At 67.4% G+C, this 15,183-nt stretch carries 14 protein-coding genes and 1 tRNA gene; 6 read left to right on the top strand and 9 right to left on the bottom strand.

Translation table 11 applies throughout. The annotated features are described in order from the left end of the window. Window positions 1–231 precede the first annotated feature (231 nt). Window positions 232–852 (bottom strand): NUDIX domain-containing protein, encoded by a 621-nt coding sequence (locus BUF17_RS01930; protein ID WP_073625509.1) that lies wholly within the window; start codon window positions 850–852, stop codon window positions 232–234. A 205-nt stretch (window positions 853–1,057) separates the two neighbouring features. Between BUF17_RS01930 and BUF17_RS01925 the strand changes: the two genes are divergently transcribed. Next, the gene (locus BUF17_RS01925) at window positions 1,058–2,455 is read left to right on the top strand and encodes a glutamine synthetase family protein (protein WP_073625508.1); all 1,398 of its coding nucleotides are present in this window, start codon (window positions 1,058–1,060) and stop codon (window positions 2,453–2,455) included. A gap of 54 nt (window positions 2,456–2,509) precedes the next feature. Further along, window positions 2,510–3,274, top strand: a complete 765-nt coding sequence (locus BUF17_RS01920) for a glutamine amidotransferase-related protein (RefSeq protein WP_139282367.1) — start codon at window positions 2,510–2,512, stop codon at window positions 3,272–3,274. A 55-nt stretch (window positions 3,275–3,329) separates the two neighbouring features. On the opposite strand, the gene BUF17_RS01915 is transcribed toward BUF17_RS01920, so the two are convergent. Genes BUF17_RS01915 through BUF17_RS01905 form a run of 3 tightly spaced genes read right to left on the bottom strand, consistent with a single transcriptional unit; the run spans window position 3,330 to window position 5,549 of the window. Next, window positions 3,330–4,520, bottom strand: a complete 1,191-nt coding sequence (locus BUF17_RS01915; protein ID WP_073625506.1) for a pyridoxal phosphate-dependent aminotransferase — start codon at window positions 4,518–4,520, stop codon at window positions 3,330–3,332. A 34-nt stretch (window positions 4,521–4,554) separates the two neighbouring features. Next, a complete protein-coding gene (locus BUF17_RS01910; RefSeq protein ID WP_073625505.1) occupies window positions 4,555–5,049 on the bottom strand; it encodes a class I SAM-dependent methyltransferase in 495 nt (164 codons plus the stop codon). An 11-nt stretch (window positions 5,050–5,060) separates the two neighbouring features. After that, window positions 5,061–5,549, bottom strand: coding sequence for a class I SAM-dependent methyltransferase (locus tag BUF17_RS01905; protein ID WP_073625504.1), 489 nt, complete (start codon window positions 5,547–5,549; stop codon window positions 5,061–5,063). A 344-nt stretch (window positions 5,550–5,893) separates the two neighbouring features. On the opposite strand from BUF17_RS01905, the gene BUF17_RS01900 reads away from it, so the two are divergent. Then, window positions 5,894–7,381 (top strand): MFS transporter, encoded by a 1,488-nt coding sequence (locus BUF17_RS01900; RefSeq protein WP_073625503.1) that lies wholly within the window; start codon window positions 5,894–5,896, stop codon window positions 7,379–7,381. A gap of 390 nt (window positions 7,382–7,771) precedes the next feature. Here the strand turns inward: BUF17_RS01900 and BUF17_RS01895 are convergent, their stop codons facing one another. The 4 genes from BUF17_RS01895 to BUF17_RS22825 form a co-directional block, all read right to left on the bottom strand. After that, a complete protein-coding gene (locus tag BUF17_RS01895; protein ID WP_073625502.1) occupies window positions 7,772–7,981 on the bottom strand; it encodes a cold-shock protein in 210 nt (69 codons plus the stop codon). Between the two features lie 295 nt (window positions 7,982–8,276). Beyond that, the gene (locus tag BUF17_RS01890; RefSeq protein ID WP_073625501.1) at window positions 8,277–8,528 is read right to left on the bottom strand and encodes a GlsB/YeaQ/YmgE family stress response membrane protein; all 252 of its coding nucleotides are present in this window, start codon (window positions 8,526–8,528) and stop codon (window positions 8,277–8,279) included. A gap of 150 nt (window positions 8,529–8,678) precedes the next feature. Continuing rightward, a tRNA-Val gene (locus BUF17_RS01885) sits at window positions 8,679–8,753 on the bottom strand. A gap of 195 nt (window positions 8,754–8,948) precedes the next feature. Continuing rightward, entirely contained in the window at window positions 8,949–9,563 is a 615-nt protein-coding gene (locus BUF17_RS22825; RefSeq protein WP_073625500.1) for a phosphatase PAP2 family protein, read from the bottom strand. 384 nt (window positions 9,564–9,947) lie between these two features. On the opposite strand from BUF17_RS22825, the gene plsY reads away from it, so the two are divergent. Continuing rightward, window positions 9,948–10,583 (top strand): glycerol-3-phosphate 1-O-acyltransferase PlsY, encoded by a 636-nt coding sequence (plsY, locus tag BUF17_RS01875; protein WP_073625499.1) that lies wholly within the window; start codon window positions 9,948–9,950, stop codon window positions 10,581–10,583. A gap of 45 nt (window positions 10,584–10,628) precedes the next feature. Further along, window positions 10,629–11,768, top strand: a complete 1,140-nt coding sequence (dprA, locus tag BUF17_RS01870) for a DNA-processing protein DprA (protein ID WP_073625498.1) — start codon at window positions 10,629–10,631, stop codon at window positions 11,766–11,768. Between the two features lie 139 nt (window positions 11,769–11,907). Here the strand turns inward: dprA and BUF17_RS01865 are convergent, their stop codons facing one another. Beyond that, window positions 11,908–12,159 (bottom strand): hypothetical protein, encoded by a 252-nt coding sequence (locus BUF17_RS01865; RefSeq protein ID WP_073625497.1) that lies wholly within the window; start codon window positions 12,157–12,159, stop codon window positions 11,908–11,910. Between the two features lie 276 nt (window positions 12,160–12,435). On the opposite strand from BUF17_RS01865, the gene topA reads away from it, so the two are divergent. Beyond that, window positions 12,436–15,183, top strand: a complete 2,748-nt coding sequence (gene topA / locus BUF17_RS23150) for a type I DNA topoisomerase (protein ID WP_073625496.1) — start codon at window positions 12,436–12,438, stop codon at window positions 15,181–15,183.

The following is a 15,183-nucleotide window of genomic DNA, read 5'->3' as shown; positions in this document are numbered from 1 at the left end:
GTAGGACAGCGCCATCGCACCCGATCGGAGTGTTAGACAGATAGGAGAAAAGCCGGGAGATTGCGGGGCATGGCATTTCTCAGTGGCGCGGCGCCGTAGAAAAGAATTCTTCAAAAGAACCTTTTCGAGTCGTTGCGGCGGCAGATCGGGAGGTTATTGCCTTCGCCCGCGCAAGCTGATGCTCCCGGAAGCCGCGGAACGGGAACGTTTTCCCGCCTCGCGCCCATCGGATCAGGCGAACAGATCCGGATACCGCAATCTTAGCGCGAACCCCAGCGCCATCGTCTTGGCGCAGCGGATCGCACCGGTATCGAGCGCTTCGGAGAAGCGGGCGAGCGGCCACTCCAGCACCTCGATGTCCTCGTCCTCGCTGGCGAGCCCGCCGCCCACGCTGACGCGGTCCTCGCCGGAATAGGCGGCGAGATAAAGCGCGACCGTCTCGGTCACCGAGCCCGGCGAGGCATAGACGTCGCCGACCCATTCGAGATCGCGCACCTCGATCCCGGCTTCCTCGCGCAGTTCCCGCAGCGCCGTCTCGGCCGCGGTCTCGCCGGCATCGATCAGGCCCGCCGGAACCTCCACCAGCGTGCCGTCGCCCTCGCCCGCCAGCAGCACGGGCACGCGGAGCTGGCTGACGAGGATCACCGTGCCCGCCCGCCGGTCGAACGGCAGGATGGCGACGGCCTTGCCGTGATCGTGGATGTCGCGCTCCAGCACCTTGGTGGAGCCGTCCGGCAGCGTCACCTCCACGTCGACGACGTCGAGCTTGATGAAGCGGTCGACGAGGCGCCGCCGTCCGACGACGCGGGCGCGCGGCCGCGATGGCGTGGTGGGGTCGTTACCTGTCGTCATGTCCGTTCCAATCCGTCCGCCGCGCCGGGCATCCGCCTCTGGGTCGCACGGCCTCCCGCCGGCCGCAAGGGCAGCCGCGTCGGCATTCCGCCCTGATCCTCTACAACGAACGACGCTGTGGAATAAGCGCTGCGGCCATGCGATGACACGGCAAACAGGCCGTCATCGCATCCCGGCGGCCGATTCTCCGATCTGGAACGTCACGATGGACATCACGACCCTCGCCGCCGAGAGAAGGCCCGCCCTGGAAGCCGCGCAACGCAAGCTCGAGGAGGCCGGGGTCGAGTTCCTGCTCACCCACAACCCCGACATCGCCGGCAACCTGCGTACCAAGCTCGGCCCGTTGAAGTTCGCCCCCGAGGGCGAGGCGCTGTGCGCGATCCTGCTGTCCACCGCCCACGCCGACGGCGAGCCGAACGGCGACACCGCCTTCAAGACCGATCTCGCCAGCGCCGACACCGGCTATGCCAACATCCAGGCGCTCGCCGATCCCGCCTCGATCCGCGTCCACGGCTGGAACCCCAAGGTCGCTTCGGTGATCTGCAACTCCTTCCTGCTCGACGGCTCGGAGAGCCCGGTCGACATGCGCGGCATTCTCGCCGCGCAGGAAGCGCGCGCCGCCGCGATGGGCTACTCGGTCAAGTGCGCGCTGGAGTTCGAGTTCGGCCTGTTCCACGCCGATATCGACAAGATGAACGCCGGCCGCTACCGCGAGCTGAAGCCGTGGGGCCACTCGCTCGTCAATTTCGACATCCTGCATTCGGGCGACTATCAGGCCTTCATGATGGAGCTGATGGCGCGGCTGTCGAGCCTCGGCATCGTGCTGCCGGCGGTGACGACCGAATACGGCTACGGCATGTACGAGGTGGCGCTGCCGCCGAAGTCACCGCTGGAAGCGGCCGACGATGCCGCCCGCGTCAAGCTGCACATCCGCGAGTTCGCCGCCGAGCGCGGCCTCGTCGCCACGTTCATGGCCCGCTTCCAGCCGCCGGGCAAGGAAAGCGCCTGCGGCGCACACCACCACATCAGCCTGTGGCGCAACGGCGCCAACATCTTCGCCGGCCCGGGCCGCGAGATTTCCGAAACCGCCGGCCATTTCCTCGCCGGCCTGCTCGGCAACATGCGTGAAAGCCACCTGTTCTTCCGCCCGACCGTCAATTCCTACCGCCGCATCGACCGCTCGGCGTGGTCGCCGGAGGATGTCTCCTGGGGCTACGAGAACCGCATGGCGGCCATCCGGGCGATCACCACGCCCTCGGCCGGCGCTGCCCGCTTCGAGCATCGCGTGCCCGGTTCCGACATCAATCCGTACCTGACGATGGCCGCGATCCTCGCCGCGGGCCTCGACGGCATCGAGGCCGGTATAGCCCCGATCGCGCCGACGCCGGGCTCGCCCGATCCCGCGCTGCACGAGCGGCTGCCGCATTCGCTGCAGGCCTCGATCGACGCCTTCGCCGGCTCGGCCTTCATCGAGCGCATATTCGGCGCGGCATTCCAGCGCCACTATGTCGCCAGCCGCGCCTTCGAGATCGAGGCCTTCGACAAGTGGCTCGCCAGCCACATCACCGATTTCGAGTGGCGGCGCTATTTCATCGGCACGTGACCGGTCGCGTCGCCGGTCGCCCCATCCCGTTCACGCGGTGCAGGAACAATCGCCGTGAAGCCTTTGCTGATTCTGGAATGTGAAGTCGTATCCGAAACCGCACCGACCTTCTTCGCGTGCTGCGGCGAAGTCGGGCCGCTGATCGGCGCCGCCGCCGGCTTCGAGGCCGAAGGCACCGTGATCGTGCGCATCGGCAAGGGCGAAGCGCCGCCGCCGGTCGAGGAGATCGGCGGTCTCGTGATTTCCGGCTCGGCCTCGATGGTGGCCGATCCCGACCCGTGGATCGCGACGGCGGCGGACTATTGTCGCCGGGCGATCGCGGCGGAGGTGCCGACCCTCGGCATCTGCTTCGGCCACCAGCTCATCGCCCATGCCCTCGGCGGCGTCGTGGCGCCGATCGACGGCGCGCCGGAATATGGCACGGTGGAGATCGAGCGGATGGCGACTGCCACGTCGGACGCGCTGTTCAGCGGCCTGCCGGAACGCTTCCTCGCCCAGGCCGCGCATTTCCAGAGCGTGCTCGTGCCGCCGGCCGGATCGGAGGTGCTGGCGGTCAACCCCACCGGCATCCACGGCCTGCGGTTCGCGCCGACGGCATGGGGCGTGCAGTTCCATCCCGAGTTCACCGCCGAAGGCACACGCCTCACCCTCGACCTCGTGCGCGACGACCTCGTCGCCTTCGGCGTCGATCCCGACGCGCAGCGCGCGGCTATCGCGCCGACCCCGGTCGCGGCCACGGTGCTGACCCGCTTCGCCCGGATCGTGCGCGGCGAAACGGAGGCCGCTCCGCGCAAGCCGGAAAAGACCGCCGCCGCGTGATCCGGCGCCGCCCGGCCCGGATCAGGATCACAACATCAGGATCGCCGCGTCGGGATCAGAGCCGCAGCAGCCAGTCGTGCAGCCGCGAGGCGCCCTCGCGGATCTGCGCCTCGCTCCGCGCGAGGCAAAGCCGCAGGAAGCCTTCTCCACCCGGCCCGAACGCGCCGCCCGGTGCGAGGCCGACGCCGGCCTCGTCGATCAGCCGGAACGCCAGCGCGCGGCTGTCGGCGAAGCCCTCGACCGACAGGAACAGGTAGAAGGCGCCGTCAGGCTCGGCATAGCTGATGCGGTTCGCGCCGGCGAGGGCCTGGTTCATGATCGCCAGCGCCTGCCGCACCCGCTCGTTCTGGTAGGCGATGAAGCCATCACCGCGCTCGATGGCAGCGAGCGCCCCGCGCTGGAGGAAGCCTGGGATGCCGGACGTCGAATATTGCACGAAGTTCTCGATGGCCTGCGCGAACGCCGGCGGCGCCTCGATCCAGCCGAGGCGCCAGCCGGTCATCGCCCAGTTCTTCGAAAAGGTGTTGATCCACAGGATGCGGTCGGCGTCGTCGGCGATCTCGTGGAACGACGGCGCCATCTCGCCCTTGAACGAAAACCGTCCATAGACCTCGTCGGCCAGAATCCACAGGCCGTGCTCGCGCGCGAGCGCCAGAACCGCCTTCAGCGTGTCGAGATCTGCCGTCCAGCCCGTGGGGTTGGCCGGACTGTTGAGCGCGATCGCCCGCGTCTTCGGCCCGATGGCGGCCGCAAGCCGGTCGATGTCCAGCACCCAGCGGCGGTCGCGGTAGTCGATCGGCACGGAAACCGGCACGGCGCGGTTGACGGTGACCGCCGCTGGAACGTTCGGCCATGTCGGCGATGGCACGATGACCTCGTCGCCCGGCTCGGTGATCAGCTTCACCGCGATGTCGAGCGCGTGCATGCCGCCGGTGGTGACGAAGAACCGGTCCTCGGAGAACGGGCGGCCGAACATCCGCTCGTGATAGTCGGCGATCGCGCGCCGCAGTTCCGGTAGCCCGTGCTGATAGGTGTAGAAGGTCTCGCCGGCAGCCATTCCGCGGCTCGCGGCCTCGGTGATGAAGGACGGCGTCGGCAGTTCGCCCTCGCCCACCCAGAGCCGGACCAGCCCTTCCTTCGCCCGCCCGTAGTTCATGATGTCCACGATGCCGCTGTTGGGGGTGCTGCGGGCGAGCGTGGAAAGTTCGGCGGCGAAGTCGGGAGCGGGGCGCGGTTCTGCGGTCATGGCTGATCTCGACGATTCGGTGCGGGCCGTCGGCTCAGCCGCGCGGCGCCCGGTAGATGTGATAGCGGTTGCGGCCGATTTCCGGCGGCACCGGTAGCTTGGAATAACCCGGCAGGTCCATCTCGAAGCTCGTCACCACCACGCCGCCCGGCGCCATCGCCGGCGGCACCAGCGGCGCCAGCCAGGCCCGCGTCGCGGCGTTGTGGATCTCGTCGCCCGAGCCGATGTCGTTGTGCATCAGCGCGGCTTTCGCCCCGACGCGGGGGCCGCAAAAGGCCAGCGTCTCGCGAATTTCGCCGAGGATGAAATGGTGGGCATCCGGCAGAAGATCGATCGGCGCGACGATGACATTGTCGAACGCGAAGATCTCCCGCTCCGGCGCGAGCGAGCGCATGTGATCGTAGGTGCGGGCGACGCCGAGGCCGAGTTCGAGGATCGGCCCGGGCACGTCCGCGATCAGGCCGACTGCGTGCTCGATCAGGATTTTCTGCGCAGTCAGCCGCCGGATGAAGCTGTCGAGACGGCTCATGTCCCGTCGCCTCAGCGCTTGCGCAGGATGCTGTAGCGCGAGGCTTCCAGGCCCGGGGGCATCGGCAGGGTCTCGAAGTCGGGCATGTCGAGCTTCACGCCCGTCGCGACATAGCCGCCAGATGCGGTGCGGGCGTGAATCAGCGGCGCCAGCCAGTCCGAACGGGCCAGATCCGAGGTCGGATCGCCGGTGCCGAGATCGCAGTGGATGAAGGCCGCCGGGCTGCCGACGCGCGGCGCGCAATAGGCCAGCGTCTCGCGGATGTCGCCGACGATCATGTGCTCGCCGTCGGGAATCGACGCGGGATGCGCGGAAACGGCGCGGTCGAACACGAAGATCTCGCGGCCGGGCAGAATCTCGCGCAGGTGATCGAACGTGCGGCCGTTGCCGAGCCCGAGTTCGAGCACCGGCCCGGGCACGTCCGCGATGCGCGCGGCGACATATTCGAGAAGCGCCTTCTGGGCATGAAGGCGGGCGATGAAGGCATCGAGGCGGCTCATGGGCACTCGCGGCAAGTCTGTCGGTGAAGGGTCGTCCGTCGACGCCGGAACGTCGGCCGACGTGAGACGAGGTGGCGCAACCGGCGGCTGGTGCCTCCTGCGCGTATGAAGCCGGACAATAGGTTGGCGCCCGCCGTTCGTCAAAGCCGCTGCCGCCAGGCAGACATCCCGCGACACCGCGCGCCGCGTCGGACAAGGGCCCGTGCCACGTTGTCGCTGATGGCAGAAAACCGGGGCACGGCGGGGGCGAGCGCCGCGCTTTCCTGTGGGCTGCCGCCTAGCATGTCATGAAACCGCAGCGGTCATCTGCGATGGCACGCTGGGGTTTGGCTTGGGGAAGCGGAATGACGGCAACTTCGACGGCAGATCAATCGCCCGGATTCCTGGAAGGCCGCACCCTTCAGGAATATCTCGACGAAACGCCGGTGTGGGCGAACGGCACCCGGTTGGCGATGACGCCGATGACGCGGATGCAGTGGCGCATCTGGTGGCTTGCGGCAGCGGGAAAGTTCTTCGAAGGCGCGGTCGTCTTCATGACCGGCGTGGCGATGCCGCTGATCTCGCTCGCCTTCAACATGAGCGCGCTCCAGCACGGCCTCGTCGGCGCGGCGACGCTCGCGGGCATCCTCGTCGGCGCGCTGGTGTTCGGCCGGCTTTGCGACCATTTCGGCCGCAAGTCGGTGTTCGTGCTGGAAATGGCGATGTTCGTCGCCTTCCTCGCGCTTCTGGTGACGTCTTCGAGCTTCACGCTGCTGGTCATCTGGCTGTTCGGAATCGGCATCGCGCTCGGCTGCGACTATCCGACCGCCCACATCATCATCTCGGAGACGATCCCGAGCCGTGTGCGCGGGCGGATGGTGCTGTCCGCCTTCGGCTTCCAGGCCGTCGGTGCGCTCGCGGGAACGATCATCGGCTACGGCGTGCTGGTGACGGCACCCGGTCCAGACGCTTGGCGCGTGATGTTCGCCTGCGTGATTCCGCCCGCGCTCATCGTCGTCATCGCGCGCCTGTTCGTCACCGAGAGCCCGCAATGGCTGATGGCGCGCGGCCGCGTGGAAGAAGCCGAGACCCATGCCGGCCGGCTGTTGCAGCGCGTACCGGCCTATCCCGGGCGGGTGAAGCTCCGCCGCCCCGAACGTGCCGTGTCCCATGAGGTCCGGCACAGCCCGGCCGATCTCTTCAAGCCGCGGAACCTGCGGGCGACCATCCTCGCCTCCGTGCCGTGGTTCCTGCAGGATCTCGGCACCTACGGCATCGGCATCTTCACGCCGACCGTGCTTGCCGTCCTGCTTGGCAATCAGGCCTCCCCCCATGCCCACACCATCGGGCAGGTGATCCAGGCCGCGATCCCGGCGACGCGCGCGTCGGCGGTGATCGACGTGATGCTGCTCGTCGGCATCATCGGCGCGGTGGTGCTCGCGGACAAGGTCGGCCGAATTCCGCTCCAGGTCGTCGGGTTCATCGGTTGCGCCGTCGGCCTCGGCATCGCGGCGCTGTCGAACGACTACAGCGGCAGCATCCAGATCACGCTGATCTTCGCGGGCTTCATGCTGTTCAACTTCATGACAAACATCGGTCCGAACGCACAGACCTACCTGATCGCAGGGGAAGTCTTTCCGACCCACATCCGTGGCCTCGGGGCGGGCTTCGCTGCCGGCTTCGGCAAGATCGGCGCCGTGCTGACCGCGTTCCTGTTTCCGATCCTGCTCGCCGATATCGGCACCAACGCCCTGCTCGCCGGCCTCGTCGTCACCTCGCTGATCGGCGCCGTGGTGACGTGGCTTTTCCGGATCGAGACCAAGGGCGTGAACCTGGAGGACGTCGGCCACTGAAGCGTCTTCCGATCGGATGGCTTCATCCGACCGGCAGGGAGTCGCTCCTGATTTGGGGCTTTGACCCGCTCCCTGTCCTCGGATCGGCGCGATCTGAACAGGATACCTCAGGCCATCGGCACTCCGGCATGGTCCTGCCCTGCCGGAAGCCGGTCCTGCCCGGAAGCCTGCGCGGGCCGTGCCGCGGCATTCCCGAACACGACTGCCTCGTCCCGACTGCCTCCTAAAGACAGCCTCCAAACGCAAAAAAGGCCGGGCAAGCCCGACCTTCTCTCCGGTCCCTCGATGATTGCTGCCAGTACATCCGTGGTCAGCGATCAGAAGGACCTGATCTGTTTGCGGCGGACATCCATCCCGGCCCGACGAAGCGTCAGGCTCGAGGGTGTGGCGTCACTCGGCGCGCAGGTTCTCGGCGGCGGCCTTGCCGGTACGGCGGTCGGCCACCACGTCGAAGCTCACCTTCTGGCCTTCGTTCAGGCTGTAGAGCCCCGAACGCTCGACGGCGGAGATGTGAACGAACACATCCTTGGAGCCGTCTTCAGGCTGAATGAAGCCAAAACCCTTGGTGGTGTTGAAGAACTTTACGGTTCCAACGGTCATGACACTCTCCTCTTGATCGGTCATAGTTATAGTGAGCGCGCAGTAATCAAACCGCACGCCTGTTCAGATCGATTTTGAAGGGGAAGATGACCAGAAGCGCCGGTGGCGCGGGAACAACGTTCAACAGCAAGATCGATGTTCAGAGAGATAGCTCTGAAATGTGTTCCTCACAAGGCGAAGGGCTGGATTTATTTTCCGAAACTCCAAACGGCCTGCAGGATCAGCAAGATACGGAACGGCCCGGGTTGCGCGCGCAGACCCGGGCCGCTCGGATATCGGCAGGTTGGAAAGTGCCTCAGCGGCGGATCAGCCTTCCGAGGAAGATCAGGATGCAGGCGCCGATGAAGCCCGCGATCAGGTAGCCGAGCCAGCCGCCGAACGAAACGCCGATCAGGCCGAACAGGAAGCTCGCGACCGCCGCACCGATGATGCCGAGGATGATGTTGGTAATGACGCCAGTATCGCTGCGCATGAAGTTCGAAGCGATCCAGCCCGCCAGGCCGCCGATGATGATCGCGGCAATCCAGCCAATTCCAGCGTCTTCCATGTCTTCTCTCCGTCCGGTGTCGATGCGTCTGAAACGCACGGAGGAAGAAAGGGTTGCGTCGGAACGGACCATGCGGGACCGCACGACGCGCGACCGGTACGTTCGCACCGGCAAGCGCTGCCTAAATTGTCGCTAAGTCATTGAAGAGAATGGTGGGCGATGCAGGGATCGAACCTGCGACACCTGCCGTGTGAAGGCAGTGCTCTACCGCTGAGCTAATCGCCCCAGCCATTTCACGAACATCAGGGCCGAAACAGCAGCCTCATGACGTTCATCTCCGTCCGCACGTCGTGTGCGGCGAATGAGGCGGGATATAAGGGGGGCGCCTTTGACGTGTCAAGCAGCGCTCTGCAAGAGAGCGCACCTGTCCACCGATTGGCGCGAGGGCACGGCCGGCAGTCGGCGCTTCGCCCTCGTCGCCTACCCTCCGAAGCCGCAGGCGCCGAGGTCGGTGGCCCACTGCTTCGCAAACCGGGTGAGAATGCCCTCGGGCGAGTACCGCACCGGATAGGCGAGTTCGGAGGCGGCCAGCAGCAGCAGGATCGCCGGCACCAGCACCAGCCATCGCCATGGGCGCTCCGGCATGGATCTGGGCACCCGCAGCAGCACGAGAGGCGCGATCGCGCCGATCGCCGCGCCAAGGACGACTTCTTCTATTGTGTGAGCGCGCAAAGCGACGCGCGAAACGAACACGAGCGCGCACAGACCGGCCATCAGGGCGACAAAGAGCGCGCGGAGGGCGAGCATCGCGCGGCTGCGCCAGACGAGCACCGCGAGCCCGAGATAGACGGCCGTCGCCCCTGCCGCATGGCCGCTCGGACTGCGCAGCGTCAGCCCTGGCACGAGATGGCCGCAGGGAATCACGACGAGCTTGGCCAGCAGCGTCGCCCCGAGAGCGGAACCGACCGCGAGAAGCCACGCCCGCGCCAGCGAGGGCGCTCCGCTCATGCCGGCGGCGGCCAGAACGATCAGGGGCAGGATGAAGGCGGCGCCGGCGATGTCGGAGGCCATGACCAGCAGGGCATAAGGCAGCAACGAGAATCTCTCCCGAATCCGAATCCCACTCTGAATCCCAAGGGAATCGTCGACTGATAGCAGCCAAACTTGGGGAGGACGTGCGGGAATTGTGCGCACCCGAATCGACATCTTCGGCAGCCGGCGTGCATCCACACCCCACACGGCCATTTTGCGGCCAGACGACGAATCGGCGCCCGGGCGTAAGCGCGCGCCCGTTGCCGGAGGCACCGCCAATCGGCATAGTGCGCGCGACGGGCCGGCGGCCGATCCGTGGTGTAAGGCCGTCCGCCCCCGCCACCAACGGCGTTCCATCATACGCACGATGTGACCGCGTTCGGCGAAGGCAGCCGGGCCGCTTGCGCCTGCGGATGCTTTCCGGGCGCGCTCCGGGAGATCCACAGCTTGTCGCCTGCGCTCGATGCTTCCCTTTTTTCCTGGGTGACCCTGGCCGCCCTCGTGTTCGGCTATTTCGCCGGCTCGATTCCCTTCGGCCTCATCCTCACCCGGGCGGCAGGCCTGGGCGATATCCGCGCCGTCGGCTCGGGCAATATCGGCGCGACCAACGTGCTGCGCACCGGCAACCGCTGGATCGCGGCGGGCACGCTTCTCGGCGACATGTTGAAGGGCACGGTGGCGATCCTGATCGCCGGCCACTTCGCCGGTCCGGCAGCGGCGCTCGCGGCCGGCGGCGGCGCGTTCTTCGGCCACCTCTTTCCCGTCTGGCTCGGCTTCCGGGGCGGCAAGGGCGTCGCGACCTTCCTCGGCCTGCTCATCGGACTGGCCTGGCCGGTCGCGCTGTCGTTCGCCGCGATCTGGCTGATCGTCGCCTGGCTGACCCGCTACTCGTCGCTTTCCGCGCTCGTCGCCAGCGCCGCGACGCCGCTGATTCTCGCCGCCGTCGGCGAATACGCCCTCGCGGCCCTGTTCGCACTGCTCGCGCTGGTGCTCTGGCTGCGCCATCATGAGAACATCCGTCGGCTCCTGGCCGGCACCGAGGGGCGCATCGGCGACAAGAAACGCGGCGCGGGGTCGCGCTGACGAGAGCCGTGAGGCGCATCCCATGAGGGAAGAGAGGCGCGGCCTATGACGGAAACCGGAGCGGCATCCCGCATACGCCTGACCGATCCCCAGCGGCTCGCGTGGCTGCGGCTGATCCGCTCCGAGAATGTGGGCCCGACGACCTTCCGCGCGCTCGTCAATCATTTCGGCTCGGCTTCCGCCGCTCTGGAGGCGCTGCCGGAACTCGCCCGCCGCGGCGGCGCCCGCAGGATCAAGATCGCAAGCACCGCCGATGCCGAGCGCGAGATGGAGCAGGCGGCGCGCGCAGGCGTCCGGTTCGTGGCGATCGGCGAGGCCGACTATCCCCGCGACCTTGCCGCCGTCGATGCGCCACCCCCGCTCATCGCGGTCAAAGGCCCCACGGATGGCCTGCGCCGGCGTGCCGTCGCCATCGTCGGATCCCGCAACGCCTCGACGGCGGGACGACTAATGGCAGAACGACTGGCGCGTGGCATCGGAGAGGCCGGCCTCGTGGTGGTGTCTGGTCTCGCCCGCGGCATCGACGCGGCCGCCCACGCCGCCGTCGTCGACCTCGGGACCACGGCGGTGCTCGCCGGCGGCCTCGACAAGATCTATCCGCCCGAGCACACCGACCTTCTCGACCGCATCGTGGACCGCGGCGGGGCGGCGGTGAGCGAGATGCCGATGGGCTGGGTGGCGCGGCCCCACGACTTTCCCCGCCGCAACCGGCTGATCTCCGGCATGAGCCTCGCCGTCGTGATCGTCGAGGCTGCCCGCAGGTCGGGGTCGCTCCACACCGCGCGCTTCGCCGCCGAACAGGGCCGCGTGGTGATGGCGGTGCCGGGCTCACCGCTCGATCCGCGCGCAGAGGGCTGCAACGATCTCATTCGCGAAGGGGCGATTCTCACAAGGGGCGCGGCGGACGTGATCGAAGCCGTGGCGCCGCTGATCGACCGCGAGCCGGCGCCGACGCCGATGGAAGAACCCGAACGGCCAGCCGGACCCGACGCCATGGACAGGATCGCAGACGACAGCCGGGCACTGGTGGTGCAGGCCCTCGGACCGACGCCGACGCCGATCGATGAGATCGTGCGGCACACCTCGCTGCCCTCAGCGGTGGTGCTGGTCGTGCTCCTTGAACTCGAGGTCGCCGGCCGGATCGAGCGCCATGGCGGCGGCCGTGTGTCGATGATCCCCGAGTGACCGCGACGGCGTTCGTCCGAGGATCACTGCTGACGCGACGCAAGACGGTCGGGTGCAGGACGTTGGGTGCAGGACGTTGGGCACGGGACGGTGGCGGAACGTCCGTCGCATTCCTATGTTGGGGACCTGTCGAGCACTGTCAGCGATGACGATGTGCCGAAGCGGCCTTCGTCGCCGCCGCGACGGCTTCAGCATGGGCGATGGAAATCAGGTAGCCGAGAAAGTCGGCTTCGAGAGTCCTCGCCATGCCGGCGAGTTCGAAAAGCATCTGCTCGATATAGACCAGCCGCTCGAGCGACTCCTCGGAACGGCGCATGTTCGGTGAGGCGGAGGAGGCGGCGGCGGGCTTGCCGCCCTCGATCTTCAACACATCGACACGATCGGCGCTCATGGCTCCGCTGCCCCCTGAAATGTACGCGCAGGCTGGATGTGCGGCGATGGAAGAAATGCTGTCACCGCCACACGATCACTACCAAAGGACGATTGAAATGAAAATGTGTACTTTAAGTTGTATCGTCATGTGAGGCGCGGCCCGCGTCCCTTGGGATGCACGCATGATTTGACAGCGCCCCTCCGATCCCCGATGGTCCGGCGCTGCCCACGCAGTCAGCGGTGAGAGCCGGCCTGCCTCCGCTGATCCGGTTCGGTTGGAATTCGCAAGGTTACGATGCACGTCGTCATCGTGGAATCGCCTGCAAAGGCGAAAACCATCAATAAATATCTCGGCCCGGACTATCACGTCCTGGCGTCCTACGGCCATGTCCGGGATCTTCCGGCCAAGGACGGCTCTGTGTTGCCGGACGAAGACTTCTCCATGAGCTGGGAAGTCGACGCAAAGGCCCAGAAGCGACTTTCGGACATCGCGAAGGCCGTGAAGGACGCCGACCGGCTGATCCTCGCGACCGACCCCGACCGCGAGGGTGAGGCGATTTCCTGGCACGTGCTGCAGGTGCTGCGCGACAAGAAGGCGCTGAAGTCGCAGCCGGTCGAGCGGGTGGTGTTCAACGCGATCACCAAATCGTCCGTGCTGGCGGCGATGGCCAATCCGCGCCAGATCGATGCGCCGCTGGTGGACGCCTACCTGGCGCGCCGCGCGCTCGATTATCTGGTCGGCTTCACGCTGTCGCCGGTGCTGTGGCGCAAGCTTCCCGGCGCCCGGTCGGCGGGCCGGGTGCAGTCGGTGGCGCTGCGCCTCGTCTGCGATCGCGAACTCGAGATCGAGACCTTCGTCACCCAGGAATATTGGTCGATCCTGGTCAGCCTCGCGACGCCGAAGGGCGAGGTGTTCGAAGCCCGCCTCGCCTCGATCGACGGCAGGAAGATCGGCCGCCTCGACGTGAAGACGGCCGAAGAAGCCCGCGCGATCGCCGAGGTGCTCGGCGCCGCGCGCCTGTCGGTGACATCGGTCGAATCCAAGCCGACGCGCCGCAACCCCTATCCGCCGTTCACAACCTCCACGTTGCAGCAGGAGGCCTCGCGCAAGCTCGGCCTGCCGCCGGCGCGGACCATGCAGATCGCCCAGCGGCTCTACGAGGGCGTCGATATCGGCGGCGAGACCGCCGGCATCATCACCTACATGCGAACCGACGGCGTCGACGTCGCGCCGGAGGCCGTCGCTGCGATCCGCGCCGAGATCGACAAGCGCCACGGGCCGCGTTACGTGCCGCAGGCGCCGCGGAAATATGTGACGAAGGCCAAGAACGCCCAGGAAGCCCACGAGGCGATCAGGCCGACCGACGTCTCGCGCCATCCGGCCGACCTCGCGCGCATCCTCGATCCCGAGCAGGCCAAGCTCTATGAGCTGATCTGGAAGCGCACCGTGGCGAGCCAGATGGAATCCGCAGAGATCGAGCGCACCACGGTCGATATCCTCGCCGATGCCGGCGAACGCCGCGCCGAACTGCGCGCGACCGGTTCCGTCGTCCGTTTCGACGGCTTCCTGACGCTCTACCAGGAAGGCAGCGACGACGAAGAGGACGAGGAGGCCCGCCGCCTGCCCGCCATGGCTTCCGGCGATCCTCTGACGCGCAAGGACGTCAACACCAGCCAGCACTTCACCGAGCCGCCGCCGCGCTACACCGAAGCGACGCTCATCAAGAAGATGGAAGAACTCGGCATCGGCCGGCCGTCCACCTATTCGGCCACGCTGTCGGTGCTTCGCGACCGCGAATATGTCCGCCTCGATCGCAAGCGGCTGGTGCCGGAGGACAAGGGACGCCTCGTCATCGCGTTCCTGTCCTCGTTCTTCGAGCGCTATGTCGAATACGACTTCACGGCGAGCCTCGAAGAGCAGCTCGATCGGATCTCGGCCGGCGAACTCGACTGGCGCGAGGTGCTGCGGCTGTTCTGGAAGGACTTCTCGCACGCCGTTGACGAGATCAAGGATCTGCGCGTCTCGCAGGTGCTGGATGCCTTGAACGATGCGCTCGGGCCGCACATCTTCCCGCCCCGGGAAGACGGGACGGACCCGCGCGCCTGCCCGAGCTGCGGCAATGGCCGCCTGTCGCTGAAGGTCGGCAAGTTCGGTTCGTTCATCGGCTGCTCGAACTACCCGGAGTGCCGCTACACCCGCCAGATCACCAAACCCGGCGAGGGCGAGGGGACGGCGGAGAGCGACGGCCCGAAGGTGCTCGGCACCGATCCCGCGACTGGGCTTGAGGTTTCGCTGCGGTCCGGACGTTTCGGCGTCTATGTGCAGCTCGGCGAGGGAGAGAAGCCAAAGCGCTCGTCGCTGCCGCGCGGCTGGGAGGCATCGACCCTCGACCTCGAAAAGGCGCTGGCGCTGTTGTCGCTGCCGCGCGAGGTCGGCGTGCACCCGGAAACAGGTGCTCCGATCACGGCCGGCATCGGACGATACGGGCCATTCATCCAGCACAACGGCACTTACGCGAACCTGCCCTCGGCGGACGAGGTCTTCACCGTCGGCATCAACCGTGCGGTGGCGCTGCTGGCCGAAAAGCAGGAGAAGGGCGGCCGAGGCCGCCCGGGTACCGCGCCGGGCCGAACGGTTGGCGACCATCCGACCCTCGGCGGCGCCATGGTGGTCCGCGATGGGCGTTACGGCCCCTATGTCAGCCTCGGCAAGATCAACGCGACCCTGCCGCGCGGAACCGATCCCGCGACGCTGACCGTCGAGCAGGCGGCCGCGCTGATCGACGCCAAGGCCGAGAAGTCACCCGCCAAGCCCACGCGCGGCAAGAGCACGGCCTCGAAGACCGCTGCGGCAGACGGCGAGGCCCCCGCCAAGACGGCCAAGCCCAAAGCCGCGAGCAAGTCTTCAGGTGGCAAGGCCTCCGCCGCCAAGCCCGCGGGCGCCAAATCTGCGAGTGCCAAGTCTGCGAGTGCCAAGTCTGCAGGCGCAAAGAAAGCACCGGCGAAGGCCAAGGCCGGCGCGGCCGGCGGCGAAGCGGGGTGA

This window comes from Pseudoxanthobacter soli DSM 19599 (assembly GCF_900148505.1).
Classification (GTDB): Bacteria; Pseudomonadota; Alphaproteobacteria; order Rhizobiales; family Segnochrobactraceae; genus Pseudoxanthobacter; species Pseudoxanthobacter soli.
The sequence above is the reverse complement of the archived record's forward strand: the minus strand, read 5'-3'. Positions and strand labels throughout refer to the sequence as shown.